Raw genomic sequence first — 20,133 nt, 5'->3', positions numbered from 1 at the left:
TGCCAAGTGACTGTGCCTTGGCAAGCTTACTGCCGGCACTCTCCCCGGCAATCACGATGTCCGTCTTCTTCGAGACGCTGCCGGTTACCTTGGCCCCGAGGGCCTCGAGCTTATCCGCCGCTTCGTCCCGGCTCATCGCGCTGAGCGTACCGGTCAGCACGACGGTTTTGCCGAAGAGGGGATGGCTCTCGTCCGCCGCGGCGGCCAGCTTTTCTTCCGCGCGAGGGCGGACGCCTGCCGCAAGCATGCGGGAGATGCTGTCCTGCATGAGCGGATCGCGGAAGAAGCTGTGGATGCTGTCGGCCACGATGCCGCCGACATCCGGCAGCGCGATCAGCTCTTCGATCGACGCCTCCATGACTTTGTCCAGGCTGCCGAGATGCTCAGCCAGCACTTTAGTCGTGGTTTTGCCCGTATTCGGGATGCCTAGGGCAAACAGGAAGGACGACAGGTCGCACTCCTTGCTCTTCTCAAACGCGGCAAGCAGCTTGTTGGCTTTTTTCTCGCCGAAGCGCTCCAGTTTGATCAAGTCGTCATAAGTGAGCCTGTACAGGTCCGCAGGATCGCGTACGCCCACTTCCTGATAAAGCTGCTCCGCCGTCATGACGCTGAACGTATCGATATCCATCGCGTCACGGGAAGCGAAATGGGTTATTCTGCCGATCATTTGAGGCCTGCAGCCCAGACGGTTCGGACAGAACAGGTGAGCCCCCCGCTGCTCAAGCGCGGTTCCGCAAGCAGGGCAATTCTCCGGGTAAACGATCTCTTCCCCGTCGGTCTCTTCCGTGGCTTTGCCGAGTATTTCCGGGATCACGTCGTTAGAGCGGCGGATATAAACAAGACTTCCCAGAGCATGCTTCAAGTTTTTGCGTTCAATGTCACCGATATTGTTCAGCGTACAGTTTTGTACGGTTACGCCTGCCAAATCGACCGGTTCAACGCGTGCTACCGGCGTTATTTTGCCCGTGCGTCCCACTTCCCAAGATACGGATTCCAGAACGGTCGTAACCTCTTCCGCCTCGAACTTGAACGCGATAGCCCAGCGCGGAAATTTCTCGGTATACCCGAGCACTTCGCGCGTACGCATATCCGCCACTTTAACTACCGCTCCGTCGATAAGGAAATCGTAATTCAGGCGATTGCTTCCGATACGCTCGAGTTCATCCATGACGTCGTCGATAGAATCGAAAAATTTGATGTCCGGATTAACTTTAAACCGGTTCTCTTTAAGAAACTCCACCATTTCCCGATGGTCGGTGAACCGGAGGTTATCGGAATAGCCCACATTATAGAAGAAGGCGCTCAGTTTACGTTTGGCCGTTACTTGCGGATTGAGATTACGAAGCGCTCCTGCGGCCGCATTACGCGCATTTTTAAACGGCTCGGCCGCCGTCTGATTGTACTGGTCCAAAACGGACAGGAACATGAGGCCTTCGCCCTGCACCTCAATGATCCCGTCTTTATAAGGAATCTCCAGGGGAACGGAACGGATAGTTTTCACCTGTTCCAGAATACCTTCTCCTACCGTTCCGTTGCCGCGGGTCGAAGCCTGGACAAGCGCCCCCTTGTCATACGTCAAATTGAGCGTAAGACCGTCAAATTTAAGCTCGACGACAAAAGTCGGATGCGGCAGGGGATTGTCCGGGTTGTTTTTATTGTATTCGCCAACGAGTTTCAATACGCGCGTCAGCCATGCGTTAAGACCGTCTTTGTCGCGCGTCTTGTCCAGACTCCACAGCCGGGAGAGATGACGGTGGGGGTCGAACCCTTTCAGAAGTTCGCCGCCGACACGTCTGGTGGGAGAGTTCGGAAGCGTCACTCCGGATTCCTTCTCTAATTCCACCAGACGGTCATACAGCTTGTCGTATTCGGCATCGGTAACTACCGGGCGGTCCAGCGTGTAATAGTTGTAATTGTGCTGCTCGATAGCTTCGATGAGTGTCTTCATCTCCGCAGTGAAGTCGGCCATCAGTCTTCTTCCTCTCGTCTCATCTATTCCTTGGATACGGATTTATTGCTTCGTAATCGGCGCAAACTTCGCCAGCAGACGTTTGACGCCTACGGGCGCCGGAAAAGCGATCTGAAGCTCGGTATCGTCGCCTTTGCCTTTGACCGCCACGATGACGCCTGTACCCCATTTCCCGTGGGCTACTTTATCGCCCATCTTGAAATCTCCCGGCTGACTTCCCCCCGCCGCCGGGGCCGTACGCGGTGCACTGCGAACGGTGGAGGCCGCCGGAGAAGTCTTGCCGAATGAGGAACTCTGGCTTCCCCAGGAAGAACCGCCCGAAGCCGATTGCCCGAAGCTGGTGGAGCCTGAGCTGCCGAAGCCGGAAGATGTGCGTCCGCCGAAGCTCGTGCCGCCGCTGCGGGACCATCCGGAGAATGTGCTGCCTCCTCCGCCGGAAGAGACGATCTCCATAAGTTCCTGAGGGATCTCTTTCAGGAACCGGGACGGCGGGTTCGTGCTTGTCCGGCCGAAGAGCATTCTCATCCGGGCGCAGGAGAGGAAGAGATTTTCTTCCGCACGTGTGATTCCCACGTAAGCCAGGCGCCGCTCTTCTTCCAGTTCCTCGTTGTCCGTGGCGGCACGGCTGTGAGGGAAGACGCCTTCCTCCATGCCGATAATGAAAACAACGGGGAACTCCAGGCCTTTGGCACTGTGCATAGTCATCAAGACGACAGAATCCTGAGGCCCCTCGTCCTTGTCCATCGTATCTATATCCGCAATAAGCGCCAGATCCGTCAAGAACGCCACAAGGGACTTGTCCTCATTGCGGGTCTCAAACTCGCTTGTAACCGACAGGAACTCGTCGATGTTCTCCAGCCGCGATTTGGACTCAAGCGTATTCTCACGCTGAAGTTCCATCCGGTACTGGCTCATTTCCAATACTTTCTCGGTCAGTTCCGTGACGGACAAGTAGTCCACCATCCGGTTAAGGTTTTGGATCATATCACGGAAGTCCGCGAGTGCGTTGCGTGTTCTCGCCGTAATCTCCAGCGATTCCACTTCATCAAGCATAGCGAACATGGAGATGCCCCGTCTTGCCGCAAAATCGGCGACCTTATCCAGAGTAGTATCCCCAATTCCCCGTTTAGGAACATTCACGACCCGCGTCAGACTAATATCATCATCGGGATTCGAGATAAGTCTTAAGTAAGCCAGAATATCCTTGATCTCTTTACGGTCGTAGAACTTGACGCCTCCCACGATTTGATAAGGAATATCGGATTTAATTAAAATTTCCTCGATTACCCGGGATTGGGCATTGGTCCGGTACAAAATGGCGTGGTCCCCGTATTTTTGCGCGGAACCGACGTTCTTATTGATTTCGCCGGCGATAAAATAGCCCTCGTCATGCTCGGAATCCGCCTGGTATACCCGGATTTTGCTGCCTTCGCCTTTGTCGGTCCACAGGTTCTTGGCTTTGCGGCCCGTATTGTTGCCGATCACCTTATTGGCTGCCTGCAGGATGGTCGAAGTGGAACGGTAATTCTGTTCCAGCAAAATGGTCGTGGCATTCGGATAATCTTCCTCGAAATTGAGGATATTCGTGATATCCGCCCCCCGCCAGCGGTAGATGGATTGGTCGGAGTCCCCTACGACACACAGGTTTTTGGACTTGTCCGCCAGCATCTGGCACAGCATGTACTGGGCGCGGTTCGTATCCTGATACTCATCCACGTGGATAAAACGGAATTTATTTTGATAAAAGTCCAGAACTTCGGGCACATCGGTAAAAAGCTGGATCGTCGCCATAATAAGATCGTCGAAATCCAGGGAGTTATTGCTTTTGAGTTTTTTCTGGTACAGGGTATAGACTTTGGCCACGAGACCGTCAAAATAATCTCCGATCTTCTGCTCAAAACGCTGGGGGGTAACCAATTCGTTCTTGGCTGTACTGATCGCGGCCTGAACGGCTTTGGGCTCGAATTTCTTTGTATCAATGTTGAGTTCTTTCATGCAAGTTTTGATAACGGATAATTGATCGCCGGAATCCAGAATGGAAAAATTCGAGGTAAAACCGATCCGGTCGATATCGCGGCGCAGAATCCGCACACACATGGAGTGGAACGTGGAGACCCAGATGTCATTGGCGGACGGGCCCACAAGCTGTTCGACCCGTTCACGCATTTCGCGTGCGGCCTTGTTCGTAAACGTGATGGCCAGAATGCTCCACGGGGCCACCCGCTTCGCTCCGATCAGATAAGCGATTCTGTGGGTCAAAACCCGGGTCTTGCCGCTGCCCGCTCCCGCCATAATGAGAAGAGGCCCTTCGGTCGCTTCCACGGCTTTACGCTGCTGAGGGTTGAGCTTCTGAACGGCTTGCTGTATATCAATCATGAAATTACCTTCCTTCCACGGCTGACCGGCCGCAGCCGGTCCCCGCTTGTTTATATCAACGCCCGCACCGTCGCCAGTGCACGGTCCAAATCTTCGTATACAAGGTTGCCGACCACAATCGTATCGGCGGCTTCGGCCGCCAGCTTCGCTTTCTCGGGACCGTCAATGCCGCCTCCGTAAAATAAGCGGGTTCCTTCCAAGACACATTTTGTCCTTCTGACAAGATCCATATCGCCAAACGTCCCGCTGTATTCCACATAAAAAATAGGCAGCCGCAGCAGATGCTCCGCCATGCGGGCATACGCCACAACGTCACGCTCGGTCAAGTCCGTACGGGCAGCCGTCACCTTCGCGGCGGTAGATTCCCCGTTCAGGATGACATACCCTTCAACCAGAATCTCGTTCCAGTCCATGATGGCCCCGTATTCTTTAAGCGCCTCATGATGACGTCCGAGAATCCACTGGGGATCTCCCGCATTAAGCACCATGGGAATAAAAAACAGATCAAAGCCGGGTACAATCGCTTCCGCATCGGACACTTCCAATATGCAGGGCACTTCAAATCCGCGTATCCGCGCAAGCAGATCCACGGTATTGTCAAACGTTACTCCGGACGAGCCGCCGACTAGAATGGCATCGGTGCCGGACAAGCAAATACGCTCAAGAGCCTCGTCGGATATTTCCCGGTCGGGATCGAGCTTAAACACATGTTTCCAGGTTGAGCTGTCTACGATCAAAACGTTTCTTCCCTCCGCTCAAGCATAGGCGGAAAAGCCGCCCGTCTGCACTTCAATACCCTCAGTCTATGCTACGCGTCCGGGTGTGTCAAATAAGGAGACAGACCTCTTTTTATTATAAAACAGGAATGTACGTTCGCGAAAGAAAAACTTCCGTTTTGAGAGGTGGGAGTGAAAGGAAGCTGTGAGTTTGCAGCTACAAAAATAAAAAAGAAACCGGTACGAACGCGAAGTTCGTCCGGTTGTCGGCTTGGGGATACCCGGTTATGTAGGACTCGAAAGGTCTTGATTATTTTTGAATCGTTACATCGAAAACCTTCTCCACATTTAAAGGAACATGGTCATTCTGCTGGAGGGACAGCTTGATCGTATGTTTGCCCGGAGGAATGTTTTCCAGCCGGACCGGTGCGTCTGTCTTCAGCATCGCTTTCTGCACGCCGTCCACGTAAATGTGAAGGTGCCCTTCTCCCTCTTTGGGCGCGGCGCCCACGCTGTCACCGGCGATCGTTAAATTATTTACCTTGTAGGAAATAACGGCGGACGAGCCTTCCTGCGTCAAGGTTGCATCGATAGTCGGGACCGCGCCTGAAACGGCTTTGCTGCCCACCTGATCCGATTTGTTCTGAAAACCGCATGCCGTCAAAGCTCCGCTGCTGGCGAAAACAAGGAGAAGCATGAGAACTAAAGATCGATTAAAGCTTATTTTACGCATGATTTAGACACTCCTTCGATTAATTAAAGTGGCCGGGAGGGACATCCCTGTAACTTGTATATGTGGCGCAATGAGGAAACATGCCAGCATCTTCGGGTAGGGCATAATGTAAACGCCAAAAAGGACGTGAAAGGAGTGGCGGCTATGGTCAAAAAGAAGGAACCGGGCACTTGTGAATTATGCGGACGTCACGAAGTGGAGCGGACCGAGCATCACTTGACTCCCAAGGAGAAAGGGGGAACTTTTCTGCCGACGGCTATGCTCTGCATTCCTTGCCACAAGCAGATTCACGCCCTCTTTACGAACGAACAGCTGGAACGCGGGCTGCATACGCTCCATGCGCTGCGGGGCGACGAACGGATGAAGGCTTTTCTGAAATGGATCCGCAAACAGCCATCGACATCTCTTCCGCGAACCCGCAAATCCCGGGAATTGCGGCAATAAAAAAACGCCTTCGACGAGGCGTTTTTTGGGGGATGCACTAGCCGGGACGGGCCGTTAACCCTGCGGACGGTAAACAAGCGGCCTGCCGCCGCCCTCTTCCCTGTACCGGGAGGGGTAAGGCTGCTGGGCAGACGGTGCCGCGGGTTGCGTCGGGCTGCCCTGCTGCTGCGGCTGCCGGCCGGTATACGGCTGGCCGTACCCCGGAGGCTGGCCGGGCTGCGGCAAGGACTGGCCGTAAGGCGCGCGAGCCGGAGCCGGACTGCGCAAGCCGCCATAGGACGCTCCGACCGGTACGCCGGGTGGGGAAGCGGGCGGCCTGTAGGCCACGGGAAGTGCTGCCGCGGCAGGCGTGCCGTAAGGCGCCGCGCCGTTTGTGGCGGGACCGCCATACGGGGAGCGTGAGGCGGCGTACGGCCGTGCGGGCGCGGCAGCGGGCTGCATATGCGCGGCGGACGCCGGCTGCTCCGGCGTTGCGGGAGCCGGGGCGCCTCCGAAGCGCGAGGGCGCTGCGTGCACGTAGGCGGAGCTTTCCACGGGGGCGGCAGCGGGCTGCATGGGCGCGGCGGGCGCCGGCTGCTCCGGCGTCGCGGGAGCCGGGGCGCCTCCGAAGCGCGAGGGCGCTGCGTGCACGAAGGCGGAGCTTTCCACGGGGGCGGCAGCGGGCTGCGCGGGCACGGCAGACGCCGGCTGCTCCGGCGTTGCGGGAGCCGGGGCGCCTCCGAAGCGCGAGGGCGCTGCGTGCACGAAGGCGGAGCTTTCCACGGGGGCGGCAGCGGGCTGCGCGGGCACGGCAGACGCCGGCTGCTCCGGCACGTAGGGACCTTCCGCTCCTATTTCCGCATTTTCTACGGAAACGAAATCTTCTTCTTCCGGAGCGGACAGCTCGGAATGATAGACGTCTCCGTATGAAGAGTCATAAACGGAAGATGTGGAAAGAGAAGAATAATAGTCGGGACGTTCTCCGAATATTTCAAGTTCTTTCTCTTCGTTTACAATCGGTTCAAAGACTGCCGTCTCCTCTTTGACGTCATACAAAGCCGCTCCTGCCGACGCCTCCGGGTCAGCTTCTTCCGCTTCCATTCCGGCAAAATCTTTCCGGATAGCGGCTTCCAGCTCGGAAAGCGCACGGTCATGGCTGGCAATCTCCTGCAGTACGTCTTCCCCGCTGGCGTTCTGTACCTTCTTCTTGTCCACGCGTGCCGCCAGAAGCCTGTACAACCTATCCTGATCGTTCAGCGTCTGCTGAAGAAGCTGGCGGTAAAGAGCGCGAATACCGGGCTGCCGGGCATCCCATGCGGCCGATGCGTACCTGGACGCCAGCCTTTTAAAATCGGCCATCGTCCGTTCTGCAGCCTCCCATTGTTTCTCTCCGGCTTGATCCGTTTGAAGTTCCTGTTTCATCTGCTGCCACCTCCATTTAATCCATACGTCTATTTTTAGAGATCCTCGATGGCTTAGAGCCGAAAAAAGCAAGGCAAAGGATCATAATTCCGTGCTTCTGAGCGCAGCCAGAAGCTGCCGGGCACAGCCGAGGCGGAGCACGGCCAACTGTCCGAGCACCTCCTGCAGATCCCCATCGGTAGAAGCTTCGGCTTCTTCGGCACAGCGTTTTGCCAGCGTGTGTTCAAAACGGATCAGGTCTCCCAGCGACTGAAGCTCAGGAAGGGTGACCCTCTCCAAATGCTCTTCTTTGTAAACGACGCGTTGCTCTCCGGCATGACCGATTACCATTTTCCCTCAACTCCCTGAACTGATGTTTTTATTAGCATGCCCATTTTTACCCATCCTATGTAATCACTCCTAGGCTTCTCAATACCTACCCCTGTCCGGGCAGAAAAAAAGGAATAAAAGCGCCAGGCGCTTTTATTCCTCGGTTTCTTTTTTTCCGTTATCGGAAAGGTTTATGCTGTTCTCTTTTTCTTCAAGACCTTAGCGTTCTTGCGGGCTGTCTTGAGGAGCTATTCCTTTTTTACGTTGGAAGCGGCTAGTTCTTCCATGGCGGCCTGCGGAATAGCATAGGCCCAATCCCCGCCCTGCTTGGCGATCCATACGGATTTACCGTCGGAGCGGCCGCTGTACGTATCCTTCTGCTCTTTGCCTTCAACGGTGCGGACGATCTCAAGCGTCCACTCCCCCGGCTTGATCGCCGCATCAGCGGACCGTTTCGGCAATTCCTGCGTTTGCATGAAAAGCACTTTGTCCAGAACTTGAGTCGCTTCCGCTCCCTCGATCTCACGGTCGGGCAGCTTCCATTTGGACTGGGCCGCAGATTTATCGGCCTCGTTCTTCGTCAGGGACCATTTATGTTCCTTCCAGGAGAACGTGACGCTTTTAACCTGGTCGTAATCGAATTTCACCGGACTTGTTTCCACGAAATCCAGCGGCGATTTATTCAAGGCGGACAGCGAGGATTCTCCAACCTGATAGACGGCAGGAGAGCTTCCCAGTTGTACATAAACGTAGCCTTGCACCGGCGTAGGCGATCCCGCTTTCACTTCCTGTGAAGTACCGTCCGCAAGATTCACCTTATAGACGGATGAAGGCTTGTCGAGCCCGTACTTGGCCAGATCGGACGCCTTCTCTTCCACAACTCTTTCCTGTGTCAGCAAGTTGAAAGAATCGATCCAGCCTTCGGTCAAGTTAGGATTAAGCGGAGCGGCCGAGGGCTTGATCATCGACCAATCGCCGTCCTTGCGGACCAGTTCCGTCTGCTCGTCTCCGCCCGAGATAGAAAAGCTCTGGACATCCGCGACATTTACATGGACAAGAGGTTTGGATGTCTCCATTTGTTTTTCCTTGAAAAAATCCTGGCTCCAGGCATACCAGAGACCGCCCAGAAACACGAGAATCAAAAGCAGCGCGGGCGCGAATTTTTTCACCCTTTTCTCCTCCTCCACCAGATAAACCCGCCGAGCAGCAGGAAGATCAGCGGCATAAAGACGATCGCCACGAAAAAGATAGTTTTGGCCTGCCTCGGAGTCAATGCGGCGGTTTGATACGCTTCATTCTGTCTGGGCCGGATCGTCACCTGATCTTTCTTCTCCTGAAGCCATCCGATGCTGTTCATCGCAAAATCCCGGTTTCCCTGCACGTTGATCTCCTGGTCCATCAGGAACGTGGAACCGCCGAGTATGACAGCTTTAGGCTTGCTGTCTTTATCTTCTACCGCATAGCCCAGGTTGAGCGGGCCTTTCACATCCTTGTCGTCCTGATTCGTCTGGGATTTCATCAGCCCGGCGATATCCGTTTCACCGTAGGCTTGAGCCGACGTTTTCAAGATCGGCGTGCTTTTAAAATCCCCTTCTTCCTGAGCGTCCAAGGCAACGGCCAGCGACATCATCGTCAGGAGATTGTAGTTTTTCAGCTTGGTCGTGATGTCGTGATCCCCGTACTCCGGAATAATCGTAAGCGGATCGTACAGGGTGCTCTGTTTCGCTTCGATGGCAACCGCATGCTGATCCTTGACGCCGTACGTATTCATCAGGGCATCGATGTTCTTCCATTTGGACGCCATCTCCTGACTGAAGCCGAGGGAGACGTACAGCTTGCCTTTTCCGCTCAGGTACTGCTTGATCAGTTCGGCCTCTTTATCGTTCAAGTCGGTTTGGGGACCGATCAGGAACAGCATGTCGGCATCGTCCGGAATTTTGCCTTCCCGGTACAAATTCAGATCTTTAACGGTGTAATTCTCGCCTTCCAGGCTCGATTTCAGAACAGTCATTTCCTGGAGCGTAATCTCCTGGTGTCCCGATAAGAAATAAACCGTATGCTTTTCGGTACTGGTCAGGTTTTTGACGGCCTGGGTCATCTTCTCTTCCCCGGCAAACTGGTAAGAGCCGGAGCCTTGGCCGGCCGTGAACATTTCCTGGAAAGTGATCACTTTTTTCTGGCTGCCGCTTTCAAAAACGAGACTGCTCTGCTGTACGCCGTACTGCTGGACTTTGGAGGGCTCTTTCAGCATGTCGTACTGGTTATACGTTATTTTGCCCGTACGTTTGCTGTATTCCTGAACCATGTCCGTCACTTCACGGGTCAGCACGCCGTCCGGATCCTCCTGTGGATTCGTAAAAGCCGTGACATGGATGTCCTTGTCCAACCCTTTTAAGGTTCCGAGCGTTTGATCCGAGAGTGTGTACATTTTATTTTTGGACAAATCGAGCTGAAAATCTTTCAAGGAATGGAGAAAGAAGGTCAGCAGAATAAAAATTCCGATGACGGCGATTGAAATCACCGCTGTATTTGTACCGCGCAGCCATTTCTTCATCGCTGTCACCTCCACCGTTTTCTTTCAAGGGTCTGCATGCCGAGAATAAGGAACACAGCCGCAAGCGTCACGAAGAAAAGGATATCCGCTCCGTGAAGAATCCCCTTTTGCATATTGGCCATACGTCCGCTCATCGAGAACTGGATAATCCATTCCCGGAACCTGCCCCCGAATCCGTCGGCCATCCAGTCGATCAGCCAGAAAAACAGAAGAAAAGCAAACCCCGCAATACCGGCTACCATCTGATTGTTGGATAACGTAGAGGCAAACAGGCCGATTGCCATCATAGCGGCTCCCAGCAGGAACATGCTGAGATACGACAGCCACAGGACCGGCTGATCCAGTGTGCCGAAGGCCGACATGATTAGCGGGTAGACCAGACTGCACAAAGTAAGCAGAAACTGGACGATAAGCGCCGCCATGTACTTGCCCAGCACAATTTCGCCGATTCCGGCAGGTGAGGTAAGCAGCAGCTCATCCGTTCCGTGGCGGAATTCATCCGCCACCAGGCGCATCGTAAGCAGCGGGATGATGAACAGGTAGATGAACGTAATATTTCCGACCACATAGCGGATATCGATCAGGCTGGGCTGCACCATGACAAAATTCAAGTAAAACATGATGCCCGAGACCAGCACATAAAAAGCGAACGCGACATAAGAGGTCGGCGAGTAGAAAAACAGCTGCAGTTCTTTCGAGCAGATCGCCCACGTTCTACGCATCTTCGTCGCCTCCCTTCGATTGACCTACCGCCGGGCTTCCCGACCTGTCCTTCAGGGGCAGCCATCTGCTGATGCGGTCCAGCTTGGACGTCTGTCCCGGACTGCTTTCCCGGTCGCCTTCGGCAGCGGCGGACAAACTCTCGTCGGTCGTAAGCTTGAGGAAAATATCTTCCAGGCTGAGGCTCTCCCGTTTCATCTCCAAGATGGGATAACCCGCCTCCGCGAGACGGAAGAAAAGCGGCTCGCGGATGTCGGTGCTGTCTGCTGACGATACGAGCAGCTTGACCGTGCCGGGGGTATCCGGCGCATCCCCAGCGGGAGAAGCATCCGCCGGGCGGGAGACCGGCGTCGCGCCGGCGTGCTGCCGCTTCGCGGGAGCTTCGGACGCGGCCGGGTCATCGACGGGGCCGATAGAGTCCGGCACTTCCGGCGGCGCATCCGGCGTCTCTGCCGGATCAGCGCTCAGCCGCGTTTGCGCCTGCGGCAGAACCGGGACGCCGGCTCCGGCGCCTGACGCATCAGCCGGCTGCGGCGTACCCGCTTCGGCCGTCTCATCTGCCGCAGCCGGTGCAACTTCACCCGCACCAGCGCCGCCGGGAGCCGCTTCCTGCGCCTGCGGATCTGCCGCCTCGGCAGCTTCGGACGCCCCGCCTGTCCGGATTCCCGTCAGATGAGGCGCCCCCGCATATACGCTGCCGGAAGCATCCGCAAGCTCCCGCACAGCGGCGATGCCTGCGGTAGAGCCCAGCAGCGAGATAACTTCCTCGCGCGGCCCCTTCACTTCCAGCGACACCTCGAATGTGTCACCCATCGTGGCGCCAAGCATCTCCGGCTTCTCGTCGAGCACGATCTGCCCCTGGTTAATAATGAGCACCCGGTTGCACAGGGTGTTCACTTCGGGCAGAATGTGCGTGCTGAGCAGCACCGTATGATTCTCCCCCAGCTCGCGGATCAGGCTGCGGATTTCAATGATCTGCTTCGGGTCCAGACCGGAAGTGGGTTCATCCAGCACAAGCAGGTCGGGCTTGTGGACGATCGCCTGCGCGAGTCCGAGACGCTGCTTGTATCCTTTGGACAAGCTTCGGATGATCTGATTCTCGCGTCCGTTAAGTCCCAGCTTGTCGATAATTTCGTTAACCCTGCCCTTTTGCGCCCGGACAGGCACATCTCTTAGGTCGGCTACAAATTTAAGGTACGACCTCACGGTCATTTCCGGATACAGCGGGGGTGTTTCAGGCAGATATCCGATTTTGCGCCTTGCCTTGCGGGGATGATCGGCCATAGACAAGCCGTCCACCAGGATGTTCCCGGCCGTCGGATTCAAGTACCCCGTAATCATCCTCATGGTAGTCGTTTTGCCTGCTCCGTTAGGCCCCAAAAAGCCCACGATTTCCCCGCGCTGCATGGAGAACTGAATATCCTTCACTCCCCGCGAGTTTTCGTAGAGCTTGCTGACTCCGTTCACTTCCAGCAATCCTGTCCCCTCCTTTTCAACTGTAAATTAGGGTCTTCATCAGCCGCATATTCTCACACAGATAGACAACATTCTTTTGTAGAAGCCGTACTCAATATATCCAGGGCACAATAAAACAAGCTTAAACAAAACTGAATTTCCGATTAAAAAAATGTGTCCAAATTGTGAACGAAATATTTTTGCCGGACCCCCGACGATTTTCTCCCCCTAACCGTCTAATAAAGTAGAACCTGGAAGGAGGGACCTTTTTCTGGATACCGAAATGCTTGTCCGGGCTGCACGGAACGGGAATGATCAGGCTTTTACCCGGCTTATGGAAGAGGAGAAAGCAAGGCTGTACCGCATTGCCTACGCCTACCTTAACAGCCGGCCGGACGCGCTGGATGCCCTGCAGGAAACCGCATTCCGGGCTTTCCGCAGTATTCGCAAGCTGCACGATCACGCGCTGTTTTCCACTTGGATTACACGTATTCTGCTAAATTATTGCGCCGATGAACGAAAACGCCAAAAACGTACCGTTCCACCGGATTACGCGGCCCCGAAAGAAGTATCCGGCCCGCAGCCCGACAATCTGGATTTATATAGGGCCCTGGACAGCCTTCAGCCTTCCGAAAAACAACTCGTTATCCTTAAATATATGGAGGACTGGACCTACCCCCAGATCGCCGCTCTGCTGCAAATGCCGGAAAGCACCGTCAAAACGAGGGCACGGAAGGCGCTCGATCAGTTAAAATCTATTCTCGGAAGGGAGGATGAGGCTTATGGATGAGCACAATTGGCTGCAAAAAGAGCTGCGCGGAGCGGCAGACGGGGAAATACCCGCCGAGGCGGACCTTGCCATCGCGCAAGGTATTCAGAGAGCGAAAGCCTTACGGCGCCGGAACCGGACATCTTTAACCGCTGCGGCTTCCTTTTTCCTCCTGGTTACTGTATTTGCGGCCTTAATCCATGTGTCTCCCGCTTTCGCCTCCGCGATCCGTCAGATTCCGGGTATGGAGATTTTCGTCCGGATATTGAGCACACAGGACAAAGGACTGGCGCGGGCGTTCGATAACGAATTTTTTCAACCGGTTAACATCTCCCGCACGCAGAACGGGGAAACGGTCACCCTTAACGGCATAATCGCCGATGAATCGCGGATCGTCGTTTTTTATTCGTGGGGCAATGCCCCTACCGCTCCTAAACACGGCCCTGAGGTGAAGCTGCGCCCTGCGGACGGAAGCCAACTGCCGGCCGTTATAGGCTTTCAGCATTCACCTGTCCCTGCCGAACCTGTATCCTCGGGCAGCGACTATATGGATGCGATGCTGGCAGAAGGTACGCCTATGCCGGACGACTTCATTTTCGAAGCCAGGCTGGCGGGCGATGACGGTCCGGTGATGCAGATACCTTTCAAGCTTGACCGGGAACTGTTCATGAACCGGGTGGAGACGATTCCGATCGGTAAAAGTGTCGTCATACAAGGCCAAACGGTCACGTTTAACGAAGCCAAACTTTATCCGACCCGGGTACTGCTGGACGTCTCATTCAAGGAAAGCAACACGAAGCAGCTTTTCGGGCTGCGCGACATTCATTTGGTCACAGAAAAAGGGGAACGTCTTTCGAGCAAGGGCGCTTCCCACGTCAGCGAGAACAAAAAGACACTCATCTTCGAAAGCACCTACTTTACCCGACCGAAGGAACTGTACGTGGAAGGCAGTCTGGTTACCGCTCTGGACAAAGTTCAGTTAACGGTAACTCTGGATCCGCAAAACAAACAGATCCTGTCTCCGGACAACCGGCTTCAGCTTCTGAAACTGACCGACCTGGGCGACAGCTATGCCGTGTCCCTTAAATTAAGCGGGCTGGATTCCTCCTGGGACAATATGGGTTATATGACGGGATCGGGGGCCTGGAAAGATGCGCACGGAAACACGGTCGAAGTATCAAACCGTACTTCAAGCAGAACTTTAGGAGAAGATTCTGAATCCAACGCTTCCCTGGAATCTTTTACGATTCCGAAGAAAGACAATGGCGGCGTGTTGACCACCACTTTGCAAGAGTGGCCGAACCCTCTACGAGAACCGTACCGCATTCGTATCAAGTACCGGCATCTATAATCAAAAAAAAGACCCGCCGGTTTCGGCAGGTCTTTTTCTTGTTTCGTCCCGTACGGGATCGGCGGGCTTGGAACGAAATCGGCGATTCCGTTCTTTATTCTTTTCTATAAAAAGGGCCCTCGACCGCATTCTGGTGAACCGATGAATACGTGCGCCAGTGAACGGCGCAAGGGCCCTTGTATGTTATATCCGGCAGAGCAGGCAGCATTTACGCTAAGCCTTGCCGCCAAGCTTTCGCAGCGCAGGCGGAAGGTCCGCCCGCTTCCTTTTGCACCCGGAAAGCTCCGTCTTATTCCATCGTATCCACGCGGCCCCATTTGACAAGCTGACCGCGGGTAACGCCTAGCTGGTTGGTAGCTTTGAGCGTCTTCCACACCTGAGTTCCGGTAATGTTGCCGCGGATTGCCCGGCGGTACAGGTCAAGCACTTCTTTGACCTTCTCCGGCGATTCCTCCAGGAATTCGACGCGGTAGGAGCGTACGCCCAGCTCAAGGAAGTGGTTCAAGTACTCCGCACCGGACTGCTCAATGGCATTGTAGACCGTGTTGCGGCAGCCTTCATCCACGCGAACCGGATGAGACATGCCGATCCGGTCCTGCAGCGAGGCGCGGTGATCCTCGCAGGGACGACCGCAGTTCGTGAAGTCCGTGCCTTCGCTCATAAACGTGCAGTACACGCAGTGCTCCGTATGGAACATCGGCATGTGCTGCTGGATCACCATCTCCATCTTCGACGTATCCGTGCGCGACAGCATATCCACCATCTGCTGGATATTCAGATCGTACGACGGAGTGACCATGGAGCAACCGGCATCTACGAAGAGCGAAGCCGTCTTGTGGTTGGCGATGTTCAGCGAGAAATCGCCAATCAGTTCCGGCTGGTACTCTTCCGGGTTTTCCGCGCGGTACTTCATGAAGAAGTACATCGCGCCGGTGTTCCGGATAAGCACCGCATCCGGCCGCAGTTTCAAAATATTGCGGAAGTAACCGGTCTCGCCCGGCATATGAATGCGCGGAGTCGCCAGCGCAATCTTCTTGCCCGCGGCATGAGCGGCCTCCACAGCGGCCGGAAACTGCTTGATGAACTCGAAATCGGCGTAGATCATATCCACGTCGGTTTCGACGGCCGCAAGCACCTGCTCGATGCCGCGGCAGAGCGCGGTCAGGCGCACGCCGTAAGGCTGCGCACCGCCACCAGCGGCGGAAGAGTCGGCTCCGGTGCCGTCCGCGGCTTCGCCCGCCGCGTCAGCCGTGTGCCCGGAGCCTGCCGGCTGTGCCTGTGCCGCTTCCGCGGGCACCTGCCCTGCGCCCGCATCCGCGCGGCCGCTTGCCCGGCGCTCTTCGGCGCTCACCGGCACCTGCAGCAGCTGCTCGTCGGCGTAGGCGTCGACTTCGCGCTTCATGTAACGGCGCGGTTTCTGGCGCTCGGATTCGAGCAGCTCCACGGCGCGGCGGCGCAGGGCGTTCAGCTCGCGCATAGGGACGATCACGTCGCCGCTGAGCTGGACGTCCAGTCCCGCCAGCTCGAAGATCGTGCCGCCGAGCCGTCCCAGCTGCTCCGCCAGCACCTCTTCGCCGAGAGGGCGCTTCAGGGCCGCTTCCAGCAGCGCTTCGCTTTCCACGAACACACTGTGGTTCGAGGAAGGATCGCTCCACCAGGTCTTCAGCGGCTGGCCGGCCGCCCCGGTGACGCGCACGTGAACCGGGAACGTACGGTACGGCTTCTCCGTTTCGTACGTTTGACGCAGACGCTTGTCGAGCGCGGGATCGCTCGTCTTCCAGATCCGGTCTCCGACGCGGACGCGTCCGAGATCGACATCGTTGCGCCCCGGAACGATCTCAATCAGACCACCCTCGGCTTCGCCTTCCATCTTGACGCCTTTGCGGCGCAAGTCGTACACGCGGCCGCCCTCTTCCTTCTTCGTCGGGTCGCCCGCATCGAACACGATCCCGTCTCCGCGCTTGAGCGGCGCCTCAATCTCGCAGATGACCGCATCGCGCAGAACCTGCTTCACGCGGCCGAGGAATACGCCGCGGCTCTTCGGGAACGTGCCGTCCACAAGCTTCTTGTTGTTCGTTCCTTCGAGGAACCCGCTCGTGAATCCGCGGGAGAAGCTCTGCTGAAGCTCACGGATATCTTCCTTGGAAGGCTTCTCATCCCTGCCGTCGAAATACGCGTCGATAGCGCGGCGGTATTTGCTCACGACGTTGGCCACATACTCCGGACTCTTGAGGCGTCCTTCAATCTTGAACGAGGTTACGCCCGCTTCGATAAGCTGGGGCACCAGCTCGATCGCCGCCAAGTCCTTGGGCGACAGCAGGTAAGCCACATCCCCCATCGGCTTGGGCTCACCGTCGACGATCAGGTCATACGGCAGACGGCAGGCTTGGGCGCACTCTCCGCGGTTAGCGGAGCGGCCTCCCCACATTTCGGACGTCAGGCATTGTCCCGAGTAAGAAACGCACAGCGCACCGTGCACAAAAACTTCCATCGGAAGCTTCGCCTGGTCGCCGATCGTTTTGATCTGCTTCAAATTATTTTCGCGTCCGAGCACGACACGTTCGATCTCGAACGGCTTTGTAAACTCCACCGCCTCCGGCGAAGTAATGGTCATCTGCGTCGATCCGTGGATCGGAAAATCCGGGGAGATGTCGCGGATCATTTTGACAAGGCCCAGATCCTGCACGATTACCGCGTCCACGCCCGCATCCACGCAGGCTTCGATAAGCTCCTTCGCATCGCGGAGCTCGTCCTCAAACACGAGAATGTTGAACGTCAAAAAACCTTTGACCCCATATAAATGTAGAAACGACATAATGTCGGACAGTTCATCCATCTTGAAATTGTGCGCGCGTGCGCGGGCGTTGAATTTCTCAACTCCGAAAAAAATCGCATTGGCACCGTTAGCTACGGCCGCCCGCAGACAATCCCAATCGCCGGCAGGAGCCAAAAGCTCTATATCTTCTCTGCGTAAAGATCGCATGATTCATATCCTTTCATTGTGCAAATCAGGTAACATAACTAGTGTACCTTTGTGAATGTTCGCCCGCAACCCGCAAAAGCCCCCGCGGCGCCCTTTTTTTGTCATAAGGTGAAAAAACAAGCCTCTTCCGTACAAAAAGAGCGCCGTCATGAGACAGCGCCCTTTTTTTCTTCCTATTAAGATCTCAAAAAGGATAAGTGCTTAGTGAGGCAGATCGTTGGAAACGACCGTCTGCAGCGTTTTGTTGCTGTCGGCTTCCAGCTCCCAGAACATGACGCCGCGCAGTCCTTTGGACTTCGCATATTCGTTCTTCGCGTGAATCGAAGCCTCGTCCTCGTAAGTGATGAAGATTTTGCTAGTCGGATTGTACAGGTAAGGTGTCTTGGTCACATCGTTCCAGTAACGCGTGAAGCCCAGGCCGCCTACCGTGTATTTACCGCTTGCGTCTTTCGTCAGATAGCCTTTGTTTTGCAGGTACGAGAAGTTGAACGTGGAGCCGTCCGAACCCGTATTGGCGGAGCCGGTGCAGCTTTGATACAGGCCGTCGCCTTTGGCTCCCGCGTTACAGCCGTTCCAGCCGTAGCCGTAGAACGGTTCGCCTACCGTGATTTTGCTGGCAGGCACGCCTTTGTTCAGATAGATTTTGACGGCGGAATCCACATTGAACTGCGGAGTTCCGGACGGATCGCTCGGATCGTTGTAAAGCGGTGCCACGTGGTTGCTGGACGAATCCCACGGACCGTGGAAATCGTACGTCATGATGTTGATCCAGTCCAGATAGTTTGCCAACTGGGTGATCCAGTTGGATGTGCCGCCCGCATCCGCCACGAAAGTGGAGTTAGCTCCGGAAGCGATCGTGATATAGTACTGCTTGCCGTCCTTCTGTCCGGCCGTGTCCAACTGTTGGCGCAGAGTTTGCAGCAGCAGGATGTAGTTGGCTTTATCCGCGGCGCGCTGGCAGGTTTGACCGGAAGCGCACGGTACGCCGATGGCGTTCGGATATTCCCAGTCGATATCGATGCCATCAAAATTGTACTGGCGGAGCAGGGAAACCGCCGAAGTGGCAAAGTTTTGACGGGTTGTCGCATCCGCAGCCATGTTGGAGAACTGGTTGGACCAAGTCCATCCGCCGATGGAGAAGAACAGCTTCAGCTTCGGATTTTTCGTTTTCAGCTGAGCGAGCTTTTTGAGGTTCTCGTAGCCGCCGCCTTCGCCGACGTCGTCGACGTAAGGATCGCCGAGAACGATGGAACCGTTCGGAGCGTTGTTAGGCGCGCCGTTGCCGCCTTGGCACGGCCAAGTTTGGGCATTCGGGTTCTCAGGGTCGCTGGAAGGGTTGCCGTGTCTGCCGTTCCAGCAAATATCCAGGAACGCGTAGTTGATAGCGGATATTTTCGTTGCGTCAACATTCGCCGGTGTGAAAGACGGCGTGTTATAAGAGGTCCAGCTCGGGAAGTAAGCGATAATCTCGTTGCTTCCGGCAGGCTGGGTCGTCGTCGTTGCCGTTACTGCCGCGCTTGCGGGGGATACGTTGCCCGCCGCATCTTTGGCTTTCACGGTGAACGTGTACGCCGTATTCGCCTGCAGACCCGTCACCGTGTAGCTCGTCGAGGACGTCGAACCCGCGAGTGCGGTGCCGTTGTACACGTCGTAGCCGGTCACGCCGACGTTATCGGTAGCCGCCGTCCAGCTGAGCGCTACACTGTTAGCGGTTACATTTCCGGCTTTCACATTAGTCGGAGCAGCCGGTGCCTGCGTGTCCGGGGCAGCCGTCTTGACGGTTACCGCCGCACTGGCCGCGGATACGTTGCCGGCAGCGTCTTTCGCCTTCACGGTAAACGTGTAGGACGTATTCGGCTGAAGGCCCGTTACCGTATAAGCAGTCGTCGTGGAAGTTCCGGCGAGAGTCGTGCCGTTATACACTTCGTAACCGCTTACACCAATGTTATCGGTAGAAGCCGTCCAACTGAGCGCGGCGGAATTCCCTGTTACGGCACCCGCTGTCAGACCAGTAGGCGCAGTTGGCGCTTGAGTGTCCGGAGTTGCCGTCGACTTTTTCCATAGCGCCGGTACGTTTGGCGGTTCCCACCCCTGCAGAGCCGTGTGCGGCTGTATACATTCATAAAGCGATCCGCTGTAACTGACGACGTCACCTTTCTTGTAAGCCGTACCCGGCGCCCATTCCGATGCTCCCAATGCGCTCAGCGGCAAGGATACGAGCAGCAGCAGAACGACCAATAGAAACGCTAATCCTCTTTTTGCTTGTCCATTCATTCGTTAATTCTCTCCCTTCATAATTAGGAAACTACCCGGGACAACCCGCTACCCGTCCGGGCACAGCCGTCCCCGTGGC

At 55.8% G+C, this 20,133-nt stretch carries 14 protein-coding genes and 1 pseudogene (1 of these 15 only partly in view); 3 read left to right on the top strand and 12 right to left on the bottom strand.

Annotated elements, in window-relative coordinates; translation table 11 throughout:
- The 4 genes from ligA to ABC395_RS00835 form a co-directional block, all read right to left on the bottom strand.
- Positions 1-1,969, bottom strand: the 5' portion of a protein-coding gene (ligA, locus tag ABC395_RS00850) for an NAD-dependent DNA ligase LigA (protein ID WP_413000200.1). 53 nt of this gene lie to the left of the window's left edge; only the first 1,969 of its 2,022 coding nucleotides appear in the window; it begins with the start codon at positions 1,967-1,969; its stop codon lies beyond the left edge, outside the window.
- A gap of 42 nt (positions 1,970-2,011) precedes the next feature.
- Entirely contained in the window at positions 2,012-4,345 is a 2,334-nt protein-coding gene (gene pcrA / locus ABC395_RS00845; RefSeq protein ID WP_413000199.1) for a DNA helicase PcrA, read from the bottom strand.
- A 50-nt stretch (positions 4,346-4,395) separates the two neighbouring features.
- On the bottom strand, positions 4,396-5,079 hold the full coding sequence (gene pcrB / locus ABC395_RS00840; RefSeq protein WP_459564684.1) for a heptaprenylglyceryl phosphate synthase: 684 nt from the start codon (positions 5,077-5,079) through the stop codon (positions 4,396-4,398).
- A 292-nt stretch (positions 5,080-5,371) separates the two neighbouring features.
- Positions 5,372-5,794 (bottom strand): hypothetical protein, encoded by a 423-nt coding sequence (locus ABC395_RS00835; protein ID WP_413000197.1) that lies wholly within the window; start codon positions 5,792-5,794, stop codon positions 5,372-5,374.
- A gap of 144 nt (positions 5,795-5,938) precedes the next feature.
- On the opposite strand from ABC395_RS00835, the gene ABC395_RS00830 reads away from it, so the two are divergent.
- The gene (locus ABC395_RS00830) at positions 5,939-6,238 is read left to right on the top strand and encodes a hypothetical protein (protein ID WP_413000196.1); all 300 of its coding nucleotides are present in this window, start codon (positions 5,939-5,941) and stop codon (positions 6,236-6,238) included.
- A gap of 54 nt (positions 6,239-6,292) precedes the next feature.
- Here ABC395_RS00830 and ABC395_RS00825 read toward each other — a convergent pair whose 3' ends face one another.
- From ABC395_RS00825 to ABC395_RS00800, 6 genes and pseudogenes are all read right to left on the bottom strand, one after another.
- Positions 6,293-7,639, bottom strand: a complete 1,347-nt coding sequence (locus ABC395_RS00825; protein ID WP_413000195.1) for a spore coat protein — start codon at positions 7,637-7,639, stop codon at positions 6,293-6,295.
- Positions 7,640-7,720: 81 nt separating this feature from the next.
- Positions 7,721-7,969, bottom strand: coding sequence for a hypothetical protein (locus tag ABC395_RS00820; RefSeq protein WP_413000194.1), 249 nt, complete (start codon positions 7,967-7,969; stop codon positions 7,721-7,723).
- 227 nt (positions 7,970-8,196) lie between these two features.
- Complete coding sequence (locus tag ABC395_RS00815) at positions 8,197-9,117, bottom strand: DUF4340 domain-containing protein (RefSeq protein ID WP_413000193.1); 921 nt, start codon at positions 9,115-9,117, stop codon at positions 8,197-8,199.
- Positions 9,114-10,502, bottom strand: a complete 1,389-nt coding sequence (locus ABC395_RS00810; protein ID WP_413000192.1) for a GldG family protein — start codon at positions 10,500-10,502, stop codon at positions 9,114-9,116. Before ABC395_RS00810 ends, ABC395_RS00815 begins: the two co-directional genes overlap by 4 nt.
- A 5-nt stretch (positions 10,503-10,507) precedes the next feature.
- On the bottom strand, positions 10,508-11,224 hold the full coding sequence (locus tag ABC395_RS00805; protein ID WP_413000191.1) for an ABC transporter permease: 717 nt from the start codon (positions 11,222-11,224) through the stop codon (positions 10,508-10,510).
- A gap of 676 nt (positions 11,225-11,900) precedes the next feature.
- Positions 11,901-12,698 (bottom strand): annotated as a pseudogene (locus tag ABC395_RS00800) (ABC transporter ATP-binding protein); the annotation flags it as partial.
- Positions 12,699-12,960: 262 nt separating this feature from the next.
- Here ABC395_RS00800 and ABC395_RS00795 point away from each other — a divergent pair.
- Together ABC395_RS00795 and ABC395_RS00790 are read left to right on the top strand one after the other, a co-directional pair.
- Positions 12,961-13,467, top strand: coding sequence for a sigma-70 family RNA polymerase sigma factor (locus tag ABC395_RS00795; RefSeq protein ID WP_413000190.1), 507 nt, complete (start codon positions 12,961-12,963; stop codon positions 13,465-13,467).
- On the top strand, positions 13,460-14,797 hold the full coding sequence (locus ABC395_RS00790) for a DUF4179 domain-containing protein (RefSeq protein WP_413000189.1): 1,338 nt from the start codon (positions 13,460-13,462) through the stop codon (positions 14,795-14,797). The genes ABC395_RS00795 and ABC395_RS00790 overlap by 8 nt, the downstream gene beginning before the upstream one ends.
- 289 nt (positions 14,798-15,086) lie before the next feature.
- Here ABC395_RS00790 and ABC395_RS00785 read toward each other — a convergent pair whose 3' ends face one another.
- Positions 15,087-17,780 (bottom strand): U32 family peptidase, encoded by a 2,694-nt coding sequence (locus tag ABC395_RS00785; RefSeq protein ID WP_413000188.1) that lies wholly within the window; start codon positions 17,778-17,780, stop codon positions 15,087-15,089.
- Positions 17,781-17,981: 201 nt separating this feature from the next.
- Positions 17,982-20,054, bottom strand: a complete 2,073-nt coding sequence (locus tag ABC395_RS00780; protein WP_413000187.1) for a glycosyl hydrolase family 18 protein — start codon at positions 20,052-20,054, stop codon at positions 17,982-17,984.
- Positions 20,055-20,133: the final 79 nt, after the last annotated feature.

Origin of the sequence: Paenibacillus canaveralius (assembly GCF_047238265.1) — a bacterium.
Classification (GTDB): Bacteria; Bacillota; Bacilli; order Paenibacillales; family NBRC-103111; genus Paenibacillus_F.
The sequence above is the reverse complement of the archived record's forward strand: the minus strand, read 5'-3'. Positions and strand labels throughout refer to the sequence as shown.

Excerpts from the sequence above, each read along its gene's own strand:
- pcrA (WP_413000199.1), bottom strand. The coding sequence starts at position 4,345 with ATGATTGATATACAGCAAGCCGTTCAGAAGCTCAACCCTCAGCAGCGT.
- ABC395_RS00835 (WP_413000197.1), bottom strand. The coding sequence starts at position 5,794 with ATGCGTAAAATAAGCTTTAATCGATCTTTAGTTCTCATGCTTCTCCTT.
- ABC395_RS00830 (WP_413000196.1), top strand. The coding sequence starts at position 5,939 with ATGGTCAAAAAGAAGGAACCGGGCACTTGTGAATTATGCGGACGTCAC.
- ABC395_RS00825 (WP_413000195.1), bottom strand. The coding sequence starts at position 7,639 with ATGAAACAGGAACTTCAAACGGATCAAGCCGGAGAGAAACAATGGGAG.
- ABC395_RS00820 (WP_413000194.1), bottom strand. The coding sequence starts at position 7,969 with ATGGTAATCGGTCATGCCGGAGAGCAACGCGTCGTTTACAAAGAAGAG.
- ABC395_RS00810 (WP_413000192.1), bottom strand. The coding sequence starts at position 10,502 with ATGAAGAAATGGCTGCGCGGTACAAATACAGCGGTGATTTCAATCGCC.
- ABC395_RS00805 (WP_413000191.1), bottom strand. The coding sequence starts at position 11,224 with ATGCGTAGAACGTGGGCGATCTGCTCGAAAGAACTGCAGCTGTTTTTC.
- ABC395_RS00795 (WP_413000190.1), top strand. The coding sequence starts at position 12,961 with ATGCTTGTCCGGGCTGCACGGAACGGGAATGATCAGGCTTTTACCCGG.
- ABC395_RS00790 (WP_413000189.1), top strand. The coding sequence starts at position 13,460 with ATGGATGAGCACAATTGGCTGCAAAAAGAGCTGCGCGGAGCGGCAGAC.
- ABC395_RS00785 (WP_413000188.1), bottom strand. The coding sequence starts at position 17,780 with ATGCGATCTTTACGCAGAGAAGATATAGAGCTTTTGGCTCCTGCCGGC.
- ABC395_RS00780 (WP_413000187.1), bottom strand. The coding sequence starts at position 20,054 with ATGAATGGACAAGCAAAAAGAGGATTAGCGTTTCTATTGGTCGTTCTG.